This is a genomic window from Geodermatophilus sp. TF02-6, from assembly GCF_003319115.1.
Classification (GTDB): Bacteria; Actinomycetota; Actinomycetes; order Mycobacteriales; family Geodermatophilaceae; genus Geodermatophilus.
Genome location: NZ_QOHF01000024.1, coordinates 45287 through 70163, shown reverse-complemented (window position 1 = coordinate 70163; position 24877 = coordinate 45287). Strand labels below are relative to the sequence as shown.

The window sequence follows — 24877 nt, the reverse complement described above, 5'->3', positions numbered from 1 at the left end:
CAGCGAAAACGGCGGATCCACACGGCTCTACGATGGTCGACCTATCGTCGCGAGCACCAAGCCGACGCACGCCGCCATCACTTCCGACGACGACTCAGGCTCCAGGTTGTAGCCCTGTAGTACTAGGACGCGGGCGGGCCGGCCGGGCGGCTGGCGCCCCGGCGGCGGCGCGACCGGGGAGCCGGCGGTGCGGCCGGCGACCCGTCGTCGGCCGCGGGCAGCGGGACCTCCTCGGGCTCCCCCGTACCGGGCTCGGCGTCCACCGGCCCGGCGTCGTCCGGGCCCGCGCCGGCGGGCACCGCCTCCTCGTCGCTCCCGGCCGGCGCCGGACCGGGCGCCGCGAACGGGGTGCCGACAGCGGCAGCCGGCTCGGGCGGCGCCGGCTGCCCGGCGCTCTCGGTCGCCGGCTCGGCAGCGGGCTCCCCGGCCGGCTCGGGCGTCGGCACCGCGTCCGGGGTCGGCGCCGGCTCGGCAGCGGGTTGCGCCGCGGGGGTCGGCGGCGCGTCGGGGGTCACCGCGTCGGGCTGGTCGGGCTCGGCGGCCTCGACGTCGTCGGGCGAGGGCTCCTCCGCCGCGACGTCGTCGGGCGAGGGCTCCTCCGCCGCGACGTCGTCGGGCGAGGGCTCCTCCGCCGCGACGGTGCCGGAGGCCAGGCTCAGCACCGCCGCGTCCTCGGCGGCCCGCTCCTCGCCGGCCTGGGTGCGGTTGCGGCGGCCGCGGCGCCGTCCGCCGGAGCGCTGGCCGTCACCCTCGCCGTCGACGGGTCCGGCCGCGCCCATCTCGACCGGCACGGACTCCCGGACCCCGTCGTCGGCCTCCTCGCCGTCCTCGGCCACCGCCGCGCGGGCCGGGATGTCCCGGGGGCTGCTGTCCCGGCCCCGGTCGGAGCGGCCCGGGTCACGCCGGCCGTTGCCGCCGCCCGAACCGTTGCCGCCGCTCCGGCGGCGCTCGTCGACCGGGTCGGTGTGCACGATGACCCCGCGGCCGCGGCAGTGCTCGCACGGCTCGGAGAAGACCTCGAGCAGGCCCTGGCCGACCCGCTTGCGGGTCATCTGCACCAGGCCCAGCGAGGTGACCTCGGCGACCTGGTGCTTGGTGCGGTCGCGGCCCAGGCACTCGGTGAGCCGCCGCAGCACCAGGTCGCGGTTGCTCTCCAGCACCATGTCGATGAAGTCGATGACGATGATGCCGCCGATGTCGCGCAGCCGCAGCTGGCGGACGATCTCCTCGGCCGCCTCCATGTTGTTGCGCGTGACGGTCTGCTCGAGGTTGCCGCCGGAGCCGGTGAACTTGCCGGTGTTGACGTCGACGACGGTCATCGCCTCGGTGCGGTCGATGACCAGCGAGCCGCCCGAGGGCAGCCACACCTTGCGGTCGAGGGCCTTGGCCAGCTGCTCGTCGATGCGCAGGTCGGAGAAGACGTCGCCCTCGCCGGTGTAGCGGGTCAGCCGGCCCACCAGCTCCGGGGAGACGTGCGCGACGTAGGCCTCGACGGTGTCCCAGGCGTCGTCGCCCTGGACGACGAGCTCCTTGAAGTCCTCGTTGAAGACGTCGCGGATGACCCGGATGGCCAGGTCGGGCTCGCCGTAGAGCAGCGTCGGCGCGTTCGACGAGGTCTCGGCCTTCTTGCCGATGACCTCCCACTGCGCCTTGAGCCGGTTGACGTCGCGGGTGAGCTCCTCCTCCGAGGCGCCCTCGGCGGCGGTGCGGATGATGACGCCGGCGTCCTCGGGGACGATCTTCTTGAGCACGTCCTTGAGCCGGGAGCGCTCGGTGTCGGGCAGCTTGCGGCTGATGCCGGTCATCGAGCCGCCGGGCACGTAGACCAGGAAGCGGCCGGGCAGGTTGACCTGCTGGGTCAGCCGGGCGCCCTTGTGCCCGATCGGGTCCTTGGTGACCTGGACGACGACCTTGTCGCCGGACTTGAGCGCCTGCTCGATGGAGCGCTGCTTGCCGGTCAGGCCGGCGGCGTCCCAGTTGACCTCGCCGGCGTACAGGACGGCGTTGCGGCCCTTGCCGATGTCGACGAACGCCGCCTCCATGCTGGGCAGCACGTTCTGCACCCGGCCGAGGTAGACGTTGCCGGCGAAGGACGTCGCCTGCGCCTGGGTCACGTAGTGCTCGACGAGGACGTCGTCCTCGAGGACGGCGATCTGGGTGCGCTCGCCGCGCTGGCGGATGACCATCGTGCGGTCGACCGACTCGCGGCGGGCCAGGAACTCGGCCTCGGTGAGGATCGGTGCGCGACGGCGGCCGTTGTCCCGCCCGTCGCGGCGGCGCTGGCGCTTGGCCTCCAGCCGGGTCGAGCCGGTGACGCCCCTGACGTCGTCCTCGCTGGTGGTGCGGCCGTTGCGGCCGGCCCGCTCCGGGCGGTCCTCGTCGGCCTCGGCGGCGGTCTCGGCGTCCCCGTTGCCGCCCCGCCGGCGCCGGCGGCGCCGGCGCCGGGTCGTGGAGCCGCCCTCGCCCTCCTCGGCCTCGGCGGCGTCCTCCGCGGTGTCGCCGCCGGTGTCCGTGTCCTCGTCGGCGGTGTCCTCGTCGGCGTCCTCGTCGGCGGTGTCCTCGTCGCCGGTGGTCTCGGCGTCCTCGGCCTCGGCGGCGTCGTCCCCGCTGCGGCCCCGGCCGCGGCCGCGGCGACCCCGGCGGCGGCGCCGGCTGGCACCCCCGCCGTCCTCGCGCTCCTCGGCGTCGGCTCCGTCGCCGGGGGCGTCGACGTCCTCGTCCTCGCCGGGATCGGCCGCGTCGTCGTCGCGGGCGCTGTCCTCGGCCGCGGCACCGGAGCCGTCCTCGCCCTCGGCCCGGCGGCGGGAGCGGCTACGCCGCGAGCGGGGCACCGGTATCTCGTCCCCGTCGACCTCCTCGGCCGGCTCGAGGTCGGGCTCGTCGACCGGCGACTCGGCCAGCGGGCGGCGGCTGCGCCGGCGCGGCGCCGGCACGGCCTCGGGCTCCGGGGGGGCCACGAAGCTGACGAACGCCGGGACGGTCGGCGCAGCCGGGGGCAGCGCCGCGTACGCGTCGGGGTCGGCGGCACCGGCCGGCCGGGTGGCCCGGCGGCGCGGGCGGGCGATGACCGCGGTCGGCTCCGGGGAGCTGAACTGGGCGCCGAACCGGGAGACCGGGGTCTCCTCCGGCTCGGGCTCGGCAGCCGGCTCGGGAGCGGAGTCCGCGCGGGCCTCCTGTTCGCCGGCGGCCTGCTCCGCGGCGTCGTCGTCCTCGCCGGCCTCGGCGGCCGCGCTCAGCGGGTCGTCCGTGCCGTCGGCGTCGGGCGCCTGGACGTCCTCCGCGAGCTCGGTGCCCTGCGGAGGAGCGGCCGGCTCCGGGGCCTGCTCTGGGGCCTGGCCCGCGCCGGCCGGCGCGGTCTCCTCGGTCGCGGCGCCGGGCTGGGTCGTCGCGGGGTGCTCTTCTGTCTGGTCGGCCACGAGGGCTCGCCTCCTGTGTGGTGCCCCCGGGCGCCGATCGTCTCCGACTGGCGGCCGCGCAGGAGCACGGGTTGGGCGGGCCGAGCCGCCGCGCCGGGTGCGGCGGCTCGCTCGGCCCGCGAAGTCTGTGGGTCGGCTCCCAGGCGGCGGTTGCCACGGCCGGGAGCCGGTGGTGCAGGTCTTCGGTGGTGCTCGGGGTGCGTCACGTCTGGCAGCCGTGCCGCTCGACGGCGCGCGACCCCGGGGCCCACCGGTCAGACCGCCGCGTGCTCCCCCTGGCAGCGGGTGCGCGCTCCGCGGTCCGGACCGAGCGGGTCGGCCACGGACCCGCTGTCGTCGAGCCGGCCCTGCGCCTCACGCACGGCCCGAGGGGGCGACGGCGGGCGCAGGTCGGCGACGGCAGCGAGAGCGGCCAACACGTCGTCGGGTCGAACGGCGGGCGTCACCTGCCGGACGACCATGGTCAGTATGGCACAACCCGCTGTGCCGCCCGCCGAAGCCGAGGCCACCGCGCCGCGCGCGTCGACGTCCCGCAGGCCGTTCTTGGTGCGCTTGGCCACGGTGACCTCGTCTCGTTGGAGGAACGCCGCGACCGCCTCCGCCAATTCCGCCGGCTCGATCCCCGGTAGCTCCAGGCGCCAGGTCGAGGCGTCGATCCGGTCGGCCAGCGACCCCGCGCCCTCGACGGCCTCGACGGCCTCCAGGACGGCGATGCCCGGCGGCAGCGAGGCGTCCAGCGCGGCGCGCACCGCCTCGGGGTCGCGCCGTTCGGCCAGGCCGATCTCCACGTACTCGGCCTCGCTGGCCGCGCCGGTGGGCGCCGCCCCGACGTAGGAGATCTTCGGGTGCGGCGTGAACCCGGCCGAGAACGCCATGGGCACCCGGGCCCGGCGCAGCGCGCGCTCCAGGGCGCGGGCCAGGTCGCGGTGCGAGGCGAACCGCAGCGGGCCGCGCTTGGCGTAGCGCAGCCGCAGCTTCTGCACGGTCGGGGGCGGCGGCGGCCCCTCGGGCGCGCGGGCCACTACCGGCCGACGACCGTGAGCGGGAGCAGGCTGCGCCCGGTCGGCCCGATCTGGATCTCGGTGCCGTTGGTGGGGCAGACGCCGCAGTCGTAGCAGGGGGTCCACCGGCAGTCGGCGACCTCCTCCTCGCTCAATGCGTCCTGCCAGTCGTCCCAGAGCCACTCCTTGTCCAGCCCGGAGTCCAGGTGGTCCCAGGGCAGGACCTCGTCCTGGGTGCGCTCGCGGGTGGTGAACCAGTCGAGGTCGACGCCGAAGGGCGCCAGCTCGCGGGCGGCCGCCGTCGTCCAGCGCGCGTAGGAGAAGTGCTCGCTCCAGCCGTCGAACCGGCCGCCCTCGCGCCAGACCCGCTCGATGACCCGACCGACCCGCCGGTCGCCGCGGGACAGCAGCCCCTCGACGATCCCCGGCTGGCCGTCGTGGTAGCGCATGCCGATCGAGCGGCCGACCCGCTTGTCGGCGTTGATCTTCTGCCGGAGCAGCCGCAGCCGGGCGTCGATGGTCTCGGCGCTGGCCTGCCCGGCCCACTGGAACGGGGTGTGCGGCTTGGGCACGAACCCGCCGATCGAGACGGTGCAGCGGATGTCCTTGCGGCCGCTGGCCTCCCGCCCCGCGCGGATCACCTCGACGGCGAGGTCGGCGATCTCGAGGACGTCCTCGTCGGTCTCGGTGGGCAGACCGCACATGAAGTACAGCTTCACCTGCTGCCAGCCGCCCGCGTAGGCGGTGGTGACGGTGCGGACGAGGTCGTCCTTCGACACCGTCTTGTTGATCACCCGGCGGATCCGCTCGCTGCCGCCCTCGGGGGCGAACGTCAGGCCGGAGCGGCGGCCGCCCCGGGACAGCTCGTCGGCGAGGGTGACGTTGAAGGCGTCGACCCGGGTCGACGGCAGCGACAGGCCGGTGTTGGTGCCCTCGTAGCGGTCGGCGAGCTCCTTGGCGATCTGCCCGATCTCGGAGTGGTCGGCGCTGGACAGCGACAGCAGCCCGACCTCCTCGTAGCCGGTGGCTCGCAGCCCCTGGTCGACCATCGAGCCGATGCCGGTGATGGTCCGCTCGCGCACCGGTCGGGTGATCATGCCGGCCTGGCAGAACCGGCAGCCGCGGGTGCAGCCGCGGAAGATCTCCACGCTCATCCGCTCGTGCACGCTCTCGGCCAGCGGGACCAGCGGCGTCTTCGGGTAGGGCCACTCGTCGAGGTCCAGAACGGTGCGCTTGCCGACCCGCGCGGGGACGTCTGATCGAATCGGCGTCACGGCCGCGATGGCGCCGTCCGCACCGTAGGAGACCGCGTAGAAGCGCGGCACGTACACGCCGTCCACCCGCGCGAGGCGGGCCAGCAGCTCGACCCGCCCGCCGGGGCGACCCTGCGCCTTCCACGCCTTGACCACGTCGGTGACGTCGCCGACGACCTGCTCGCCGTCGCCGAGGACGGCGGCGTCGACGAAGTCGGCGATCGGCTCGGGGTTGAACGCGGCGTGCCCCCCGGCGATGACCACCGGGTGGGTCTCGTCGCGCTGGTGCGCGTGCAGCGGAAGGCCGGCGAGGTCGAGGGCCTCGAGCAGGTTGGTGTAGCCGAGCTCGGTGGCGAAGCTGACGCCGAGCACGTCGAAGTCGGCGACCGCCCGGTGGGCGTCGACGGTGAACTGGCCGACGCCGTGCTCGCGCAGAAGCGCGGCGAGGTCGGGCCAGACCGCGTAGCTGCGCTCGGCGAGGGCGTCGGGGCGCTCGTTGAGCACCTCGTAGAGGATCATCAGGCCCTGGTTGGGCAGCCCCACCTCGTAGGCGTCGGGGTACATCAGCGCCCAGTGGACGGCGACGTCGTCCCACGCCTTGACCTGCGCGTTGAGCTCACCGCCGATGTACTGGATCGGCTTCTGCACCTGGGCGAGGAGCGGTTCGAGGCGGGGGTAGAGCGAGGCACCGTTCATGACCGGTCCAGGGTAGCCGGGCCCCTCCCGCGGTTCCCCCACCCGGGCATGGGAAGCGATACCGGCGTCCGGGCGGTCAGAACACAGGTATTGCTTCCCATGCCCGGGTGGTTCAGCTCAGCCGAGGTCGGGGAAGAAGATGCCGATCTCGCGGGCGGCGGACTCGTCGGAGTCCGAGCCGTGCACGATGTTGTTCTGCACTTCGAGGCCGTAGTCGCCGCGGATGGTGCCAGGCGCGGCCTTGACCGGGTCGGTGGCGCCGGCCAGCGCGCGGAACGCCTCGACCGCCCGCGGGCCCTCGACGACCAGCGCGAGCAGCGGGCCGCCGGTGATGAACTCGACCAGCGAGCCGAAGAACGGCTTGTCGCGGTGCTCCCCGTAGTGCTCTTCGGCGACCTCGCGGGTCAGGGTGCGCAGCTCGGCGGCGACCAGGCGCAGGCCCTTGGCCTCCAGGCGCGTGATCACCTCGCCGACCAGGCCGCGGGCGACGCCGTCGGGCTTGACGAGGACCAGGGTGCGGGTGGCATCGGACACGAGCGGGCAGCCTACGCGGCGGTCTCGCCGTCCTCCCGCGGCGCGGGCTCCCGGAAGGCGGAGCCGAGCAGCTCCCTGCGGACCTGCAGCAGGTACAGCCAGATCAGCACGAACGCCCCGCCGACGAACCACATGACGCTGTTGAGCACGCCGGTCGCCAGCAGCGGCACCTGCAGCGCGGTGGCCACGACCAGACCCTGGGGACGGCGCTGCACCCCGCTGGCCAGCACGAGCGCGACGGCCAGGACCAGCAGCAGCGTCAGCCGGACCCCGCCCAGGCCCTCCTGGGTCTGGGCGATGCCCCGCGGCACGAAGAGCACGGCGATGCCCTCGAGCACCAGCACACCCGCCGCGGCTCCCCGCAGCGCCCGGGCCGCCCGCGCCGGGTCGGAGGCGCTCATGACGAGCGGCCGCCCAGGACGGTGCGGGCCTCCCCCGCCGTGACCACGCTGCCGGTGACGAGGACGCCCGACCCGCCGAGCGCGTCGTCCGGACCGGCCTCGGCCAGCTCGATCGCCTCGGTGAGGGCCTCGGGCAGCTGCGGGGTGACGCTGACCCGGTCGGCGCCGAAGACGTCGACGGCCAGCGCGCCCAGCTCGTCGGCCGGCATGGCACGCGACGAGCCGTTCTGGGTGACGACCAGCTCGGCGCAGATCCCCTCCAGCTCGCGCAGCATCCCGATGGCGTCCTTACCGCCCACGGAGGCCATGACTCCCACGAGTCGAACGAAGTCGAACGACTCCCGGATCGCCTCCACCGTGGCCGCCATGCCGGCGGGGTTGTGCGCGGCGTCGACCAGCACCGTCGGGCTGGTGCGCACCCGCTCGAGCCGGCCGGGCGAGCGGACGGCGGCGAACGCGGCGCGCACGGTGTCGGTGTCGATCGGCCCGGACGCCGCGCCCGCACCGAGGAACGCCTCGACGGCGGCCAGCGCGGTCGCGGCGTTCTGCGCCTGGTGGGCGCCGAACAGCGGCAGGTAGACCTCGTCGTACTCACCGCCGAGGCCCTGCAGCCGCAGCTGCTGGCCGCCGACGGCGACCCGCCGGTCGAGGACGCCGAACTCGGTGCCCTCCCGGGCCACCACGGCCTCCACCTCGACGGCGCGGCGCACCAGCACGTCCAGAGCCGCCGGCTGCTGGCGGGCCAGGACGGCGATCGCGTCCCGCTTGATGATCCCGGCCTTCTCCCCCGCGATGGTGGCGACGTCCGGGCCCAGGTACTCGGCGTGGTCGAGGGCGACCGGGGTGACGACCGCGACCCGGGCGTCGGCGACGTTCGTGGCGTCCCACCGGCCGCCCATGCCGACCTCGATGACGGCGACGTCGACCGGGGCGTCGGCGAACGTGGCGTAGGCCATGCCGACCGTGACCTCGAAGAAGCTCATCGGGTGCTCCCCGGCGGCGTCGACCATCTGCACGTAGGGCGCGACGTCGTCGTGGGTCTCGACGAACCGCTCGGCGCTGACCGGCTCGCCGTCGAGGACGATCCGCTCGCGCACCGACTGCAGGTGCGGGCTGGTGAACCGGCCCACCCGCAGCCCGAAGCCGCGCAGCAGCTCGTCGACCATGCGGGCCGTCGTCGTCTTGCCGTTGGTCCCGGCCACCTGGACCACCGGGTAGGCGCGCTGCGGCGAGCCGAGCAGGTCGACCAGGGCGGAGATGCGGGTCAGCGACGGCTCCAGGCGGCTCTCCGGCCAGCGGGCGAGCAGCTCCTCCTCCACGCGCGCCAGACCGGCGGCGTCGCCGGCGTGCCCTCTGCCCGCCCCGGTGCTCATCCGTCTCAGGATGCCAGCCGCGCGCTTCCTAGGATGGAGGGCATGACCACCGACATCCACGCCCCGGAGAGCACCGTCCCGGGAGCGGGCGCCGGTGCACCGGAGAAGCCGTCGCTGGACGGGCTCGAGGAGAAGTGGACCGCCCGCTGGGCCGAGGGCGACACCTACGCTTTCGACCGCGTGGCGGCGCTGTCCGCGCCCCGCGAGCAGACCTACTCGATCGACACCCCTCCGCCGACGGCCAGCGGCTCGCTGCACGTCGGGCACGTGTTCAGCTACACGCACACCGACGTCGTCGCCCGCTACCAGCGGATGCGCGGCAAGCACGTCTTCTACCCGATGGGCTGGGACGACAACGGCCTGCCCACCGAGCGCCGGGTGCAGAACTACTACGGCGTCCGCTGCGACCCCTCGCTGCCCTACGACCCCGACCTCCAGCCGCCGGCGAAGCCGGGCAAGGAGCAGGTCCCGGTCTCGCGGCGCAACTTCGTCGAGCTGTGCGAGCGGCTGACCGCCGAGGACGAGGCGGCCTTCGAGCAGCTGTGGCGCCGCGTGGGGCTGTCGGTGGACTGGTCCGACGTCTACCGCACCATCTCGGAGACCTCCCGCGCCACCGCGCAGCGGGCGTTCCTGCGCAACCTGGCCCGCGGCGAGGCCTACGCCGCCGAGGCGCCGACCCTCTGGGACGTCACCTTCCGGACGGCGGTGGCCCAGGCCGAGCTCGAGGACCGCGAGCGCCCGGGCGCCTACCACCGGATCTCCTTCCATCCTGTCGCCACCCGACCCGACCCGCCCACTGGCCCGGTGTTCATCGAGACCACGCGGCCGGAGCTGCTGCCCGCCTGCGTGGCGCTGGTGGCCCACCCCGACGACGAGCGCTACCGGCCGCTGTTCGGGCGGACGGTGCGCACGCCGGTGTTCGACGTCGAGGTCCCCGTGGTCGCCCACCGCCTCGCCGAGCAGGGCAAGGGCACGGGCATCGCGATGATCTGCACCTTCGGCGACCTCAACGACGTCACCTGGTGGCGGGAGCTGCAGCTGCCCACCCGCGCGGTCGTCGGCTGGGACGGCCGGCTGGTCGCCGACCCGCCGGTCGGGGTCCCCGCCGGGCCGTACGCCGAGCTGGCCGGCCGGACGACGCACGCGGCCCGGGAGCGGATGGTCGAGCTGCTGCGCTCCTCCGGTGACCTCGACGGCGAGCCCACGCCGATCACCCACCCGGTCAAGTTCTACGAGAAGGGTGACCGGCCGCTGGAGATCGTCACCACCCGGCAGTGGTACATCCGCAACGGCGGCCGGGACGCCGACCTGCGGCAGGCGCTCATCGAGCGCGGCCGGGAGATCCAGTGGATCCCCGAGCACATGCGCTACCGCTACGAGAACTGGGTCGAGGGCCTAAACGGCGACTGGCTGATCAGCCGGCAGCGGTTCTTCGGCGTCCCGTTCCCGGTCTGGTACCGCCTCGACACCGAGGGCGCGCCGGTCTACGACGACCCGGTCCTCGCGGCCGAGGAGACGCTGCCGGTCGACCCGTCGTCCGACGTCCCACCCGGGTTCGACGAGTCGCAGCGGGGAGAGCCGGGCGGGTTCGTGGCCGACCCCGACGTCATGGACACCTGGGCGACCTCGTCGCTGTCGCCGCAGGTGGCCTCGGGCTGGGACACCGACCCGGAGCTGTTCGCGCACGTCTTCCCGATGGACCTGCGGCCCCAGGCGCACGACATCATCCGCACCTGGCTGTTCTCGACCGTGGTCCGCTCGCACTACGAGTTCGGCACGGTGCCGTGGACGCACGCGGCCATCTCCGGCTTCGTCGTCGACCCCGACCGCAAGAAGATGTCGAAGTCCAAGGGCAACGTCGTCACGCCGGTCGACGTGCTCGAGCGCTACGGCACCGACGCGGTGCGCTGGCGGGCCGCCGGGGCCCGGCCGGGGGCGGACTCGCCGTTCGACGAGGCGCAGATGAAGGTCGGCCGCCGGCTGGCCATCAAGATCCTCAACGTCGGCAAGTTCGTGCTGGGGCTCGGCGCCACGGCCTCGGCGTCGACCGACGAGGTCACCGAGCCGATCGACCGCGGTCTGCTGGCCGGGCTGGCCGCGGTGGTCGACGAGGCGACGGCGGCGATGGACGCCTACAACTACACCCGGGCGCTCGAGGTGACCGAGGCGTTCTTCTGGGCGTTCTGCGACGACTACGTCGAGCTGGTCAAGTCCCGGGCCTACGGCTCCGGGGCCGCCCGCTCGGCGCAGGCCGCCCTGGCGATCGCGCTGTCGGTGCAGCTGCGGCTGTTCGCGCCGGTGCTGCCGTTCGTCACCGAGGAGGTCTGGTCCTGGTGGCAGTCCGGCTCGGTGCACCGCTCGCTGTGGCCGACCGCCTCGGAGCTGCCGACCGGCGGTGACCCGGCGGTGGTGTCGGTGGTGTCGGCGGCGCTCGCCGCGGTCCGCAAGGCCAAGTCCGACGCCAAGCAGTCGATGCGCGCCGACGTGGCCTCCGCGACGGTGACCGCGCCGGCCGCGCAGGTCGCGGCGCTGGAGGCCGCGCGATCCGACCTGGTCGACGCCGGCCGGATCGCCACGCTGGAGATCGCGCCGGGTCCGGGCGAGCTGCGCGTCGACGTCGTCCTGGCCGCACCCGACGGGGACTGACCCGGCGATCGCACCCGGGCGGTGGGTCCGGTGTCGGGTTCCGGGGTCGGCTCGCCGGCGGCGGTGTCCGCACCGCCCGTGCCCCGGCTGCACGGGGTCGACGTCGCCCGTGGGCTGGCGATCGTGGGCATGCTCCTGGTCGACAACCGGGGCGGGAACGCGATCGGCCGGCAGCTGGTGCACGCGCCGTGGCACGGGCTGCGCGTGGCCGACGTGGTCTTCCCGGTGTTCCTCCTGCTGGTCGGCGTCTCCATGCCGTTCTCCCGGCGGGCGCAGCGGCCCCGGGCCGCGCTGCTGCGCGTCGTCCGGTTGACCGTGCTCGGCTGGCTGGTCGTCACCGCGAAGTACGGCTTCGGCGGCGTGGCGACCGGGGTCCTCGGCCACATCGCCGGCGCCTACCTGCTGTGCTGGCTGCTGCTGCGGCTGCCCCGGCGGGCGCAGGTGCCCGTGGCCGCCGGCGTGCTGCTGACCATCGGCCTGGTCTCCGTCCTCCTGCCGCCCCCTGGGGCCGGTCACCCGTCCCTGACCCCCGAGCTGTCCTGGGCGGCGTGGTCGGACCGGACCGTGGGGGTGTCCTTCTCGGCGGAGGCCCCGCACTCGTACCTGCCCAGCGCGGCCACGGTGTTCACCGGCGTGCTGGCCGGGCGGGCGCTGCAGCGCCACGGGGCCGCCGCCGTCCGCCGGCTGGCGGCCGGGGCGCTGGCGCCGCTCGCGGTCGGCCTGCTCCTGGCCCCGGTGCTGCCGGTCAACAAACGGCTGTGGACGCCGTCCTACGTGCTGGTCACCGGGGGCATCGGGCTGCTGGTGCTGGCCGCGGCGCTCTGGCTGGTCGACACCCGCGGGTGGCGCCGGCCGTTCCCCCAGCTGGAGGTGCTCGGCCGCAACGCGATCGTGGCCTTCGTCGTCTCCGAGCTGCTGTTCGGCGCGGTGCTCGACGACGTGCTGCGACCGGTCCTGGTGCGGGAGCTCACCCGGTGGGCCGGCGCCCCGGTGGCCGCGTGGGTCTGGGCGCTGGCCAGCGTGGCCGTGGTCTGGTCGGTGTGCGCGGCGCTCGCCCACCGGGGGGTGGTCGTCCGGGTGTGAGCGGGAGCCGACTACGAGCCGGCGGCCTGCACGCGGTCGACGCTGACCACCGAGAGCCCCCGCTCGCCCAGCCGGGCCAGCGCCTCGGGCAGGGCCCGGACCTCGACCTCGCGGCGGGCGGAGAGGTTGATCGCGAAGGCCGCGCGCGGCGCGAAGGTGCCCCGGCCGATGCCGTCGTGCAGGCCCACCACGTCACCGGCCAGTGGGGTGCTGCCGACGTAGCGGGCCACCTCCCGGGGGTCGCCGCTGTCGCCTGGTCCGCGGGTGCACGACCACAGCCGCACCTCGTAGCCGAGCTCGGCGCAGATCTGCAGCGCCGACCCGGTCAGCTCGCCTCGGGGCGGCCGGAAGCTGGTGAACCGCCGCTCCACGAGCTGTTCGACCTCCTCGGCGCAGCGGACGATCTGCTCCCGTGTCCGGGCGGGCGTCAGCCGGGAGAGGTCTTCGTGGGTCCAGGTGTGGTTGCCCAGCTCGTGCCCGGCGGCGACGACCTGCCGCAGCAGGTCCGCGTGCTGGACGGCGTTGTAGCCCGTCACGTTGAAGGTGGCGGTGGCCCCGACGGCGGCCAGCGCGTCGAGGATGCGCGGGGTGTACTCCGGGGTGGGCCCGTCGTCGAAGGTGAGCGCCACCAGCGGCTGTGTCGTGGTGAGCGACCAGACGATCCGGTGCGTCCCGAGGCGGCCCACGTCGGAGAACTCCGCCGCGGCTCCCGCGGTCTCCAGGAACCGTCGCTCGGCGGCGGTCGCGCCGGCCCGGATCCCGTCCTCGTCCTCACCGAGCAGCCGGGCCCCGGTGGCGCCGGCAGCCGCGCCGGCCGCGCCGGCCGCCGCCCCCAGCAGGAACCCCCGTCGCGTGCTCACCCCGCAGGCCTACACCCGTGTCCCTGGAGATCGGCTGGGAATCGTCCCGGTCCTGCTGTGGACTCCCTGGACGCCGGTGCCGGCGGCCCGCCGGAGCCCTGTCGCGCTGGCCGCTCCCCCGCGGCGGCGCGACCGCTGGGCGGACGCCCCGCCACCGGTCAGCCGATCCACGTGCGGCGCACAGGCGACGCCCAGCAACCCGGCCCAGGCTCCCCGCATCGGGGACGCGGCGGACGGGGAGGCGGAGGTGTCCCGCGACTGGCGATGGGTGACGGAGCTCTCACTCCTGCACGGGCCCCTGCACGCTGCCCTGCTCGTGGCGGTGGTGCTCGGCACCGGCGTCCTGCTGCTGCGTCGGGGCAGGCCCTGGTGGACGCGCCGGGTGCCCGTCGCCGCGGCCGGCGCGCTGCTGCTGGTCGCGGCGGTGTGGCTGCTGCTCGACGTCACCCACCCGTGGCCCGACCCGCTGCCGCTGGACGCCTACGCCTGGATCGGCGTCGGCCTGCTGGCGCCGGTGCTCCTCGCCGTCGGGTGGGCGGGCCGGCGCTGGTGGGTCCGGGTGCTCGGCGCCGGCGCGGCGCTGCTGGTGGTCCTGGGCGCCGCCGACGGCGTCGACGCGGTCTACGGCTCCTTCCCGACGCTCGCCACCGCGCTGCAGCTGCCCATGCCCGACGAGGTCGACGCGCGCACCGTCCTGGACGCCGCGGTGCCGGCGGCCGCGGCTGCGCCAGCCGGTCTGCCGGCCGGTCCGCTGGCACAGACGTGGCACCCGCCGCAGGACCTCCCGGCACACGGTGCGGTCACCCAGGTCGCCATCCCGGGTACCCGGTCGGGGTTCACCGCCCGCCCGGCGTGGATCTACCTGCCCCCGGCCTACCTGACGGCGCACCGTCCCCTGCTGCCGGTGCTGGTGCTGATCGGCGGCCAGCCCGGCAGCCCCCGTGACTGGCTGGACGGTGGCCGGCTGGCCCAGCGGATGGACGACTTCGCCGCGGCGCACGCCGGCCTGGCGCCGGTGGTCGTCATGCCCGACGCCCTCGGCGGCGAGGTGGCCGACCCCCTGTGCACCGACTCGGCCCTGGGCCACGCGGACACCTACCTCGCGCAGGACGTCGTGGACTGGGTGGACCACGACCTGCAGGTCGACCAGGACACCGCGCACTGGGCCGTCGGCGGCCTCTCCTACGGCGGCACCTGCGCCCTGCAGCTGGCGGTCGCCCACCCGACCCTCTTCCCGACCTTCTACGACGCCTCGGGGCAGCAGGGCCCGACCCTGGGTGATCCGCAGCGCACCGCGCAGGCCGCCTTCGGCGGGGACGCCGCCGCCCTCGCGGCCGTGGACCCCCTGCAGGAGCTGCGCGGCCGCGTCTACCCCGGATCGGCCGGCTACCTCGTGGTGGGTACGCAGGACCCGGGCTACGCCGCCCAGCAGCGCACGGTCGCCGCCGCCGCCACGGCGGCCGGCATGGCGATCACCGCGACGCAGCTACCCGGCCGGCACGAGTGGAAGGTGTGGGGGGACGGCCTGACCGACGCGCTGCCGTGGCTGGCGCACCGGACGGGGCTGACGTCGTGAGCACGCACGTCACCAGCCCACCCGCGCACCCTGGGGAGCGGCTGCGGGTGCAGGTCGGCCCGGTCGGCGGCTTCCCGGTCACCGCCGCGGCGCTCCTCGTGCTGCTCGGCACCGCGCTGGTCACCGGCACGCTGGTCTCCGGGCCCGCGCCGGCGCTGACCCACGCCGTCGGGGCCGCGGCGTCCGGACCGGCGCACGGGCTGCTCACCTCGGCGCTGTGGTGCGCCGGGCCGGGGTCCCTGGCCGTCGCCGCGGTCGCGGTCGTGGTCCTGCTCGGTCCCGCGGAGCGGTGGCTGGGCAGCTGGCCGGCGTTGGGCGCCGTCGTCGCCGGGCAGGTCCTGGGCAACGCCGCCGGGCTGGCCGTGATCGCCGTCCTGGCCGGCGCCGGCGACGCGTGGGCTCGGGAGATCGCGCCCACGGTGGTGCTCGGGCCCTTCTCGGGGCTGCTCGCCGCCGCGGGCCTGGCCACGGCCCGGATGCCCGCGCTGTGGCGCCGCCGCGTGCGGCTGCTGCTGTCGATCAGCCTCACCGCGCTGGTGCTGTACTCGGGGACCGCCGGCGACGTGGCCCGGCTGGCCGGCTGGCTGGTCGGGCTCGCCGCCGGCGCGCTGCTGCGCCGTCCCCAGGACGGGCCGGCGGCGTCGTACCCCAGCCGGCGGGAGGGGCGCGCCCTGGTGGCGCTGGTGCTGGCGGTGACCGCGCTGGGACCGCTGGCGGCGGCGCTGTCACGGACGCCGGACGGCCCGTGGGCCGTCGTCTCCCACCTGTTCGTGGCGGGGGCTCCGCACCGCGACCAGCTGCGCGCGGTGTGCGCCCCGGGGGGCGACGTGGCCGACTGCCGGGTGCTGGAGGCCCGGGCCCGGCTCACCGGCCACGGCCCGGCGCTGCTGTCGATCCTGCCAGTGGTGCTGCAGCTGGTGCTGGCCGAGGGGCTGCGCCGGGGACGGCGTGCGGCCTGGGTGGGCGCCGTGGTGCTCGGGGCGGTGCTGACCACGGTCGGCGGCCTGGTGGTGGCCACGGTCCTGCGCGCCCCCGCCGAGGAGCTGCCGCTGCTCGGGGTGCGCCCCGGCAGCCTGCCCGCGGTCTCCCTGGTGGCACCGCTGGTCGCGCCGCTCGCCGTCCTGGTCCTCCTGCTGCTCACCCGCGACCGCTTCCCGGTCCGCGCCGCCCCGGGCACCGCCCGGCGCTGGGTGCTGGCCGCCGCGGCCGGGACGGCGGTGCTCGCGGCCGGCTACGTCGGCGTCGGCTGGCTGCTGCGCGCGCAGTTCGCCGGAGCGCCGTCCCCCCTGGCCCTGCTGGCCGACCTGCCGGTGCGGATGCTGCCGCCGGGCTACCTGGGGGAGGTCCTGGCGCCGCTGGTGCCGCTGCACGACGGGGCGCGGCTGCTCGCCGACTGGACCGGCGTCGCCGCGTGGACGCTGCTGCTGGTCACCGCGGTCCGCCTGGTGCGCCCGGGCGCGCCGCGGGGGGACGCGCTGCGCGCCCGGGCGCTGGTCGACCGGCACGGTGACGGGCCGCTGTCGTTCATGGCCACCTGGATCGGCAACCGCCACTGGTTCTCCCCCGACGCGGCCGTCGTCGTCGCCTACCGGGTGCTCGGCGGCGTGGCGATCACCACCGGGGACCCGGTCGGGCCGCCGGCCGCGCGGGGGACCGCGGTGCGGGCCTTCACCGCCTGGTGCGAGGACCACGGGTGGACGCCCTGCTGGTACGCGGTGACCGACGAGGTGGCCGGGGCCCTGGCCGGCACCGGAGCCCGGCAGGTGCAGGTCGCCGCCGAGACCTGGCTGCCCCTGGGGGACCTGGCCTTCACCGGCCGGCGCTGGCAGGACGTGCGCACCGCGCTCAACCGCGCCCGGCGGGAGGGGATTGACGCCCGGTGGGTCACCTGGTCGCAGGCCCCGCTCGGGCTGCGCGAGCAGCTGGTCCGGCTGTCGGAGGAGTGGCTGGCCGCCAAGGGGCTGCCGGAGATGGGTTTCACCCTCGGCGGGCTCGACGAGCTGGCCGACGACGACGTCCGCTGCCTGCTGGCCGTGGACGCCGCCGGCCGGGTGCTGGGCGTGACCAGCTGGCTGCCGGCGCACCGGGACGGCCGTCCGGTCGGGTGGACCCTCGACGTCATGCGCCGCGGGCGCAACGCCCCTGCCGGCGTGGTCGAGTTCCTGATCGCGACCGCGGCGCTGGCCTTCCAGGCCGAGGGGACGCAGTTCGTGAGCCTGTCGGGCGCCCCCCTGGCGCTGCCCGCCGAGGCCGCCGACCGGGGCGCCGTCACCCGGCTGCTCGAGCTGGCCGGCCGGACGATGGAGCCGGTGTACGGGTTCCGCTCGCTGCTGGCCTTCAAGGCCAAGTTCCAGCCGCGCTACCGGCCGCTGTGGCTGGTGTACCCGGGCACGGCCGACCTGCCCCGGATCGCCCGTGCGGTCTCCCGGGCCTACCTGCCGCACGTCACGCCGGTGCAGGCCGCCCGGCTGGCCGTCGCGCTGGCCCGCGGCCACCGGTCCCGGCGCGGGTCACGGCACGAGCTGGCCCGCTCGGCGTGAGGGGACGGCGGGCCGCGGCGGCCTGGGCGGCGGTGCTCCTGGCCGAGGCGGCGGTGCCCCTGGCCGGGACGGCGGGCTGCGCCCCGGCCGCCGCCCGGCCCGCTCCGGCCGCCGAGGTCCTGACGGTGGCGGCCGTCGGCGACTCCGTCACCGAGGCCGACTCGGCCGACTTCGACGACGGCGACATCGGCGAGCTGTCCTGGGCCACCTCCGCGACGGACGCGGGTGTGCGGGTGGTCGGCGGCTGGGCGCACGCCGGCGCCACGACCGGGGACGTGCTCGCCGGCGTCACCGACCGGGTGGCCGGCGGGCAGTTCCCGCGGGTCGACGTCGTGGTGGTCATGGCCGGCAGCAACGACGTCGACGTGGACGCGCCGTTCGAGCAGTCGGCGGCCGACCTCGAGGCCCTCGTGCGGACCGTGCAGCCGGCGCGCGTGGTGTTCTCCACCATCCCGCCGGAGGACGCCGTCGCCGCCGGGGTGCAGGCGTTCAACGCCCGGCTGGCCGACCTGGCCCGCTCCGCCGGCTGGCAGCTGGTCGACCCGATGGCCGGGGTGGGCGACGGGGCCGGCCACTGGCTGCCCGGGATGAGCGACGACGGCATGCACCCCTCGGCGCGGGGCGCCCGGCTCATCGGCCGCGCCCTTCACTCGGTGCTGAGCTCGGAGCGGGGGTGAGCGGCGGTCGTCCGACTCCGGCTCGCCGACGGTCGACCGGCCCCGTCCCGGGCGCCTCCCCGAGCCTGCGAAGGGTGGGGAGGACGGCGGCCCCTCCGCAGGGACCCGCGCCGAGCCTGCGAGGCGTGGGGGGCGGAGGGGTCCTTACGCGCTCTTCTCGCGGGGGGCGCGAGCGGGCTTGCGCGGCACGATCGTCGGGTTGACGTGCTCCAGCACGACCTCCTTGGTGATCACCACGGAGGCGACGTCGTCCCGGCTGGGGACGTCGTACATGACCGACTGGAGGACCTCCTCCATGATCGCCCGCAGCCCGCGGGCGCCGGTGCCGCGCAGGATGGCCTGGTCGGCGATCGACTCGAGGGCGTCGTCGGTGAACTCCAGGTCCACCCCGTCGAGCTCGAACAGCCGCCGGTACTGGCGCACCAGGGCGTTCTTCGGCTCGGTGAGGATGTTGATCAGCGCCTCGCGGTCGAGCTTCTCCACGCTGGTGATCACCGGCAGCCGGCCGATGAACTCGGGGATCATCCCGAACTTCAGCAGGTCCTCGGGCATGACCTCGGCGAAGGCGTTGGCCTCGTCGATCTCCTTCCGGCTGCGGATCTCCGAGCCGAAACCGATGCCCTGCTTCCCGGCCCGCTGCTCGATGATCTTCTCCAGCCCGGCGAAGGCGCCGCCCACGATGAACAGCACGTTCGTCGTGTCGATCTGGATGAACTCCTGGTGCGGGTGCTTGCGGCCTCCCTGCGGGGGCACCGACGCCGTCGTCCCCTCGAGGATCTTCAGCAGCGCCTGCTGCACGCCCTCGCCGGAGACGTCGCGGGTGATCGACGGGTTCTCGCTCTTGCGGGCGATCTTGTCGACCTCGTCGATGTAGATGATCCCGGTCTCGGCCCGCTTGACGTCGTAGTCGGCGGCCTGGATGAGCTTGAGCAGGATGTTCTCGACGTCCTCACCGACGTAGCCGGCCTCGGTGAGGGCGGTGGCGTCGGCGATGGCGAACGGCACGTTCAGCATCCGGGCGAGGGTCTGCGCGAGGTGGGTCTTGCCGCAGCCGGTCGGCCCCATCAGCAGGATGTTGGACTTGGCCAGCTCCACCGACTCGTCGCGGCTGCCGGCGCCACCGGCCTGCACGCGCTTGTAGTGGTTGTAGACCGCGACCGACAGCGCCCGCTTGGCCTTGTCCTGGCCGATGACGTACTGCTCGAGGAAGTCGTGGATCTCCTTGGGCTTGGGCAGCTCGTCGAACTTCAGGTCCGACGACTCCGACAGCTCCTCCTCGATGATCTCGTTGCAGAGGTCGATGCACTCGTCGCAGATGTAGACCCCGGGGCCCGCGATGAGCTTCTTGACCTGCTTCTGGCTCTTCCCGCAGAACGAGCACTTGAGCAGGTCGCCGCTCTCACCGATTCGTGCCACCTGCTGACCTCCACCTCGGGGAAATCAGGCTCCTGGGCCCAGGCGCCTGCATGTTGACCACACCGATGTCCCGTGTCCGGCCCCGCCTGTCGTGGTGCTCCGCGAGGCTCTCCTCCCGGCCCTGGCGGCCGGGGATCGGGCGCTCGCCGACGGTACCCGCCGACCCCGGCCGCGACCGGCGATGACTCGCCCGACCACGGCCGACGGCCGACCACGTGCGTCCCGTCTCCCCCGACGGTACGGGTCGAGGGCGCGACACGCGCACACTCGACCCGTACCGATTCGACGGATCAGGCCGGCAGCGCGTTCAGCTTCCGGCTCTGGATGACCTGGTCGACGATGCCGTAGGCCTTCGCCTCCTCGGCCGTGAGGATCTTGTCGCGCTCGATGTCGAGACGGACCTGGTCCACCGTCTGGCCGGTGTGCCGGGCCAGGATCTCCTCCATCTGCGACCGGACCCGCTGGATCTCGGCCGCGTGGATCTCCAGGTCCGACACCTGGCCGCCGGACTCGCCCGACGGCTGGTGGATCAGCACCCGGGAGTACGGCAGCGCCAGCCGCTTGCCCGGCGTCCCGGCCGCGAGCAGGACGGCGGCGGCGGAGGCGGCCTGGCCCATGCAGACGGTCTGGATGTCGGGCCGGACGAACATCATGGTGTCGTAGATCGCCATCAGCGAGGTGAAGGAGCCGCCGGGCGAGTTGATGTAGATGGTGATGTCGCGGTCGGGGTCGGCGGACTCCAGCGTGATCAGCTGGGCCATCACGTCGTTGGCCGACGCGTCGTCGATCTGCACCCCGAGGAAGATGATCCGCTCCTCGAAGAGCTTGTTGTAGGGGTTGGACTCCTTCATGCCGTAGCTGGTCCGCTCCACGAAGGAGGGCAGCACGTAGCGGCTGGAGGGCATCTGGAAACTGCTCATCAAAGTCCCTCCGGACCTCAGTTGTCGGTGACCGGGTTCGCGCTGTCGGTCATGGCCGCCCGGCTCACCACGTGGTCGACGAAGCCGTAGTCGAGGGCCTCCTGCGCGGTGAACCAGCGGTCGCGGTCGGAGTCGCGCTCGATCTGCTCGATGTCCTGCCCGGTGTGGAAGGACTGCAGCTCGTTGAGCTCACGCTTGGTCCGCCGGAACAGGTCGGCCTGGATGGCGATGTCCGAGGCGGTGCCGCCGACGCCGGCCGACGGCTGGTGCATCATGATCCGCGCGTGCGGCAGGGCGTAGCGCTTGCCCTTGGTGCCGGCGGTGAGCAGGAACTGGCCCATCGAGGCGGCCAGGCCCATGCCGTAGGTGGCGACGTCGCAGTCGATGAACTGCATGGTGTCGTAGATGGCCATGCCGGCCGTGACCGAGCCACCGGGCGAGTTGATGTAGAGGTGGATGTCCTGCTTGGGATCCTCGGCTGACAGCAGCAGCATCTGGGCGCACAGCTGGTTGGCGATGACGTCGTCGACCTGGCTGCCGAGGAAGATGATGCGCTCGCGGAGCAGGCGCTCGTAGACGGAGTCGTTGAGGTTCATCCCCCCGGCGGCTGCGCGCAGGAGCGGCGCGCCCGCCGGGTTCGGGTTGGTGCTCACGGGTGCGGTGACCTCCGTAGGACTGCCGCGCAGTCGGTCTCGCTGGCGGGGCTGGTGGTGCGGGCCCGGGGACACCGCGGGGGCGGGTGTCCCCGGTGGTCGGCTGGGTCTGCGTCGACCCTAACGCGCACGTGCGGGGCGGCAGTCCCGGCGCGGGGGGTGTTCGCCGAGGGCGCAGCCGGCGGTGCGCCGCTCCTCCCCCGGGACGACCGACGCCGCCCCGGCCCCGGGTCTCGGGCTGGGACGGCGCGGTCACACTGTCCGTGGCTGGTCAGCCCCTGGTGACGTCCTCGGTGTCCTCGGTGGCGCCCTCGGTCGCCTCGACCGCGGCGGCGTCGGCGACCTCGGCGTCGGGGGCCTCGTCGGTCGCGACGTCCTGGGCGGCGTCCTCGGTCGCGGCGTCCTCGGTCGCGGCGTCCTCGTCGGCCGCGGTGTCGGCCGCGGTGTCGGCCGCCGGCGCCGACACCGTCTTCGGGCGCAGCGCCTCGAGGTCGACGACGTTGCCGGAGGCGTCGGAGATCCTCGTCTGCTCGAGCAGCTGGGCGAGGGTCTTGGTCCGGCGGACGTCGGCGACGAACTCGGCGATGTTGCCGCTCTGCTGCAGCTGCTGGGCGTACTGCTCCGGGCTCACCCGGTTGCGCTGGGCCTGGGCCATGACCTGCGCCGACAGGTCGTCGTTGTCGACGGTGACCTCCCGGGCGTCGGCGACGGCGTCCAGGATGAACTGGGTGCGCACCGCCTCCTCGATGTTCCTGCGCTGGTCGGCGTCGTAGGCCTCGCGGTCCTCGACCCCGGACATCTGCAGGAACGTGTCCCAGTCCATGCCGGCCTGCTGCAACTCGGACTCCATGGCCCGGTTGCGCCACTCGATCTCGCGCTCGACCAGGTTGTCCGGGACCGGCACCTCGATGGCCTCGAGCAGGTGCTCGACCAGCCTGTCGCGGGCCTGCGCGCCCTGCTGCAGCACCTTGGTGCGGGCCAGGCGGGTGCGGACGTCCTCGCGGAGCTCCTCGAGGGTGTCGAACTCGCTGGCCGTGGAGGCGAACTCGTCGTCGAGCTCCGGGAGCTCCTTCTCCTTCACCGAGCGGACGGTGACGGTGACGTCGGCGGTCCGCCCGGCGTCGGGGCCCTGGTGCAGCTCGGTCTGTAGGGTCGCCGACTCGCCGGCGGACAGCCCGCGGACGGCGTCGTCGAGGCCCTCCATGAGGCTGCCGGAGCCGACCTCGTAGGACATGCCGGTGGTCGAGCCGTCCTCGAGCACCTCGTCGTCCAGGCGGGCCTCCAGGTCGATGGAGACGAAGTCGCCGTCCTGCGCGGGGCGCTCGACCCCGGTGAGCATGCCGAAGCGCTCGCGCATGACCGCGATCTGCTGGTCGACCTCCTCGTCGGTGACCTCGACGTCGTCGACGGTGACCGCGAGCTCGTCCAGCGACGGCAGCTCGAGCTTCGGGGCGACGTCGACCTCGGCGGTGAAGGCCAGGGTGTCGTTGTCGTCGAGGCGGGTCACCTCGATGTCGGGCTGACCCAGCACGCGGACCTGGTTCTCCCGGACGACTTCGGAGTAGACCTCCGGGACGGCGTGCTGGACGACCTGCTCGAGCACGAGCGGCCGGCCGATGCGGGTGTCGATGACCCGGTTGGGCACCTTGCCGGGGCGGAAGCCGGGGACGCGCACCTGGCGGCCCAGCTCCTTGTAGACCTCACCGAAGGCGTGGTCCAGGTCCCCCCACGGCACCTCGATCGCCATCCGGACCCGCGTCGGGCCCAGTTCCTCGATGGTGCTCTTCACAGCGGCAGTGCTCCTCGATCGCAGTCAGGGACGGGCGCCGGGCGGGACCGACGACGCCGGCTCGACCTCCGAGTCTAGAGACAGATGCGCGACGGTCGGGGTGGCGGGATTTGAACCCACGGCCCCCCGCTCCCAAAGCGGGTGCGCTACCAAGCTGCGCCACACCCCGTGGCGGAGCACGAGTGTAGGCCGAGCCCGCGGTCGGCCCGAGGCCGCGCCGGTGAGCCGGCCTCCGACCCGCTCCGGCACGCGGGTCGCCTCGTCGGCGCGGTGGGGGGCGGGCTGCCGCGCGGGAGGCGATCGGGGCAGTCTGCACCGGTACGGCGAGGACGGGAGGCGGCGGTGGGGACGAGGGGCGACGCGAGGGTCCGGCACCCGGTCTTCGCTCGGTTCTGGGCACGGCAGGCGTCGTCGCTGGAGGACCACGGAGCCGCGGGACACCGGCAACGGCTGCTCGCGGGCGTCGTCGGCCGCGTGGTGGAGGTCGGGGCGGGGACGGGCGCGAACTTCCGCCACTACCCCTCGGCGGTCACGGAGGCGGTCGCCGTGGAACCCGAGGGCCACCTGCGCGACCTCGCCCGGCGGGCGGCCTCCGCGGCCCCGGTGCCGGTGACCGTCGTGGACGGCACGGCCGACCGGCTGCCGGCCGACGACGGTGCCTTCGACGCGGCCGTCGTCTCGCTGGTGCTCTGCACCGTGCCGGACCAGGCCACCGCGCTGCGGGAGGTCCACCGGGTCCTGCGCCCCGGCGGCCGGCTGCACTTCTGGGAGCACGTGCGCGCCGACCGGCCTGGCCTGGCCCGGGTGCAGCGACTGCTCGACGCCAGCGTCTGGCCGGCGTTCGGCGGCGGCTGCCACACGGCGAGGGACACCGCCGCGGCGATCGCGGCCGCGGGTTTCACCGTCGACCGCCTGGAGCGCTTCGCGTTCCCGGAGACGCAGGTCCCCCTCCCGGCGAACCCGCAGATCCTGGGCACCGCGGTCCGGTCGTGACGGTCGACGGCGGTCGGACCCTGCACGTCACCGTGCGGCCGCGTCACGAGCTCCGTGGTGCGGCATCACGTCTCCGGTGCGTCGGCGTCCTTCAGGGCAGCAGCAGGAGCTTGCCGGTGGTCCGCCGCCCCTCGAGGTCCTCGTGCGCCCGCCGGGCCTCGGCCAGCGGACGGCGCCCGCCGATGCGGACGTCGAGCCGCCCGGTGGCGACGAGGTCCAGGACCGCGCCGGCACGCTGGCGCAGCATCTCCGGGGTGCGCGTGTAGGTGCCCAGCGTCGGCCGCTGCACGTAGAGCGAGCCGTGCGCTGCCAGTTGCTGGAGCTCCAGCGGCTCGGGCTGCCCGCTGGCGGCGCCGTAGAGGATCATCCGCCCGGTGGGCCGCAGCGCGGTCAGCCCCGCGGTGAACGTCGTCCGGCCGACGCCGTCGTAGACCGCTGCCGCTCCCTCGCCACCGGAGAGCTCGCGGACCCGCTCGGCGAACCCCTCGTAGCCGACCACGACGTCGTCGGCGCCGGCGGCCCGGGCGAGGTCGGCCTTGTCCTCGGTCGAGGTCGTGGCCAGCACGTGACCGCCGCGGGCGCGCACGAGTTGGGTGAGCAGCAGGCCGACACCGCCGGCCGCGCTGTGCACGACCGCCCAGTCGCCCTCGGCGACGGGGTACGAGTCGGCAGCGAGGTACTGGGCGGTGCAGCCCTGGAGCATGACGGCGGCGGCGACGTCGAGGGGCACGTCGTCGGGCACCGGCACCAGCTCGTCGCGCGGCGCGACCACCCGGGCCGCGTAGCTGCCGGCGACGCCCAGCCAGGCGACCCGCCCCCCGGTGCCGACGACGGTCCCGGCGCCCTCCGCACCGACGATCGTGGGCACCTCGGCGCCGTAGGGCGGCCGGCCCTCGCGCTCGTAGACGTCGCGGAAGTTGACGCCGACGGCCTCGACGTCCACCAGCACCTGCCCGTCGCCGGGCTCGGGATCGGGGATCTCGCGGACGGTCAACACCTCGGGTCCGCCGGTGCGTTCGATGACCACTGCCTGCACGTTGCCTCCTTCGT

The 24877-nt window shown here is 74.8% G+C and carries 18 protein-coding genes and 1 tRNA gene; 6 read left to right on the top strand and 13 right to left on the bottom strand.

The genetic code is table 11. The features are described from left to right. Positions 1–122 precede the first annotated feature (122 nt). The 6 genes from DQ238_RS18990 to DQ238_RS18965 form a co-directional block, all read right to left on the bottom strand. The gene (locus DQ238_RS18990; protein ID WP_233496103.1) at positions 123–3416 is read right to left on the bottom strand and encodes an Rne/Rng family ribonuclease; all 3294 of its coding nucleotides are present in this window, start codon (positions 3414–3416) and stop codon (positions 123–125) included. A gap of 254 nt (positions 3417–3670) precedes the next feature. After that, complete coding sequence (locus DQ238_RS18985) at positions 3671–4438, bottom strand: TIGR03936 family radical SAM-associated protein (protein ID WP_113782808.1); 768 nt, start codon at positions 4436–4438, stop codon at positions 3671–3673. After that, positions 4438–6366: a TIGR03960 family B12-binding radical SAM protein gene (locus DQ238_RS18980; protein ID WP_113782807.1), complete on the bottom strand. Its 1929-nt coding sequence runs from the start codon at positions 6364–6366 to the stop codon at positions 4438–4440. Before DQ238_RS18980 ends, DQ238_RS18985 begins: the two co-directional genes overlap by 1 nt. A 117-nt stretch (positions 6367–6483) precedes the next feature. Beyond that, a complete protein-coding gene (ndk, locus tag DQ238_RS18975) occupies positions 6484–6900 on the bottom strand; it encodes a nucleoside-diphosphate kinase (protein WP_113782806.1) in 417 nt (138 codons plus the stop codon). Positions 6901–6911: 11 nt separating this feature from the next. Beyond that, positions 6912–7301 (bottom strand): DUF4233 domain-containing protein, encoded by a 390-nt coding sequence (locus DQ238_RS18970; RefSeq protein ID WP_113782805.1) that lies wholly within the window; start codon positions 7299–7301, stop codon positions 6912–6914. Continuing rightward, the gene (locus DQ238_RS18965) at positions 7298–8674 is read right to left on the bottom strand and encodes a folylpolyglutamate synthase/dihydrofolate synthase family protein (protein WP_113782804.1); all 1377 of its coding nucleotides are present in this window, start codon (positions 8672–8674) and stop codon (positions 7298–7300) included. The genes DQ238_RS18970 and DQ238_RS18965 overlap by 4 nt, the downstream gene beginning before the upstream one ends. A 42-nt stretch (positions 8675–8716) precedes the next feature. Here DQ238_RS18965 and valS point away from each other — a divergent pair, with 42 nt between their 5' ends. Then, on the top strand, positions 8717–11320 hold the full coding sequence (gene valS / locus DQ238_RS18960) for a valine--tRNA ligase (RefSeq protein WP_113782814.1): 2604 nt from the start codon (positions 8717–8719) through the stop codon (positions 11318–11320). Between the two features lie 63 nt (positions 11321–11383). After that, positions 11384–12403, top strand: a complete 1020-nt coding sequence (locus DQ238_RS18955) for a heparan-alpha-glucosaminide N-acetyltransferase domain-containing protein (protein WP_158550845.1) — start codon at positions 11384–11386, stop codon at positions 12401–12403. Between the two features lie 11 nt (positions 12404–12414). On the opposite strand, the gene DQ238_RS18950 is transcribed toward DQ238_RS18955, so the two are convergent. Next, entirely contained in the window at positions 12415–13263 is an 849-nt protein-coding gene (locus tag DQ238_RS18950; RefSeq protein WP_113782802.1) for a polysaccharide deacetylase family protein, read from the bottom strand. 268 nt (positions 13264–13531) lie between these two features. On the opposite strand from DQ238_RS18950, the gene DQ238_RS18945 reads away from it, so the two are divergent. The 3 genes from DQ238_RS18945 to DQ238_RS18935 are packed head-to-tail and all read left to right on the top strand — an operon-like array spanning position 13532 to position 18056. Then, positions 13532–14839: an esterase family protein gene (locus tag DQ238_RS18945; protein WP_199506451.1), complete on the top strand. Its 1308-nt coding sequence runs from the start codon at positions 13532–13534 to the stop codon at positions 14837–14839. Continuing rightward, on the top strand, positions 14836–17379 hold the full coding sequence (locus DQ238_RS18940; RefSeq protein ID WP_147263130.1) for a bifunctional lysylphosphatidylglycerol flippase/synthetase MprF: 2544 nt from the start codon (positions 14836–14838) through the stop codon (positions 17377–17379). The genes DQ238_RS18945 and DQ238_RS18940 overlap by 4 nt, the downstream gene beginning before the upstream one ends. After that, the gene (locus DQ238_RS18935; protein ID WP_158550843.1) at positions 17376–18056 is read left to right on the top strand and encodes an SGNH/GDSL hydrolase family protein; all 681 of its coding nucleotides are present in this window, start codon (positions 17376–17378) and stop codon (positions 18054–18056) included. Before DQ238_RS18940 ends, DQ238_RS18935 begins: the two co-directional genes overlap by 4 nt. 144 nt (positions 18057–18200) lie before the next feature. Here the strand turns inward: DQ238_RS18935 and clpX are convergent, their stop codons facing one another. From clpX to DQ238_RS18910, 5 genes are all read right to left on the bottom strand, one after another. Then, entirely contained in the window at positions 18201–19472 is a 1272-nt protein-coding gene (gene clpX, locus DQ238_RS18930) for an ATP-dependent Clp protease ATP-binding subunit ClpX (protein WP_113782799.1), read from the bottom strand. Positions 19473–19762: 290 nt separating this feature from the next. Then, the gene (locus tag DQ238_RS18925) at positions 19763–20392 is read right to left on the bottom strand and encodes an ATP-dependent Clp protease proteolytic subunit (protein WP_113782798.1); all 630 of its coding nucleotides are present in this window, start codon (positions 20390–20392) and stop codon (positions 19763–19765) included. A gap of 17 nt (positions 20393–20409) precedes the next feature. After that, positions 20410–20988, bottom strand: coding sequence for an ATP-dependent Clp protease proteolytic subunit (locus DQ238_RS18920; protein WP_113782812.1), 579 nt, complete (start codon positions 20986–20988; stop codon positions 20410–20412). Between the two features lie 328 nt (positions 20989–21316). After that, a complete protein-coding gene (tig, locus tag DQ238_RS18915; protein WP_113782797.1) occupies positions 21317–22834 on the bottom strand; it encodes a trigger factor in 1518 nt (505 codons plus the stop codon). A gap of 95 nt (positions 22835–22929) precedes the next feature. After that, positions 22930–23003 (bottom strand) — tRNA-Pro (locus tag DQ238_RS18910). 173 nt (positions 23004–23176) lie between these two features. On the opposite strand from DQ238_RS18910, the gene DQ238_RS18905 reads away from it, so the two are divergent. Then, positions 23177–23827, top strand: coding sequence for a class I SAM-dependent methyltransferase (locus DQ238_RS18905; RefSeq protein WP_113782796.1), 651 nt, complete (start codon positions 23177–23179; stop codon positions 23825–23827). A gap of 91 nt (positions 23828–23918) precedes the next feature. On the opposite strand, the gene DQ238_RS18900 is transcribed toward DQ238_RS18905, so the two are convergent. Beyond that, positions 23919–24863 (bottom strand): quinone oxidoreductase, encoded by a 945-nt coding sequence (locus DQ238_RS18900; RefSeq protein ID WP_113782795.1) that lies wholly within the window; start codon positions 24861–24863, stop codon positions 23919–23921. Positions 24864–24877 lie beyond the last annotated feature (14 nt).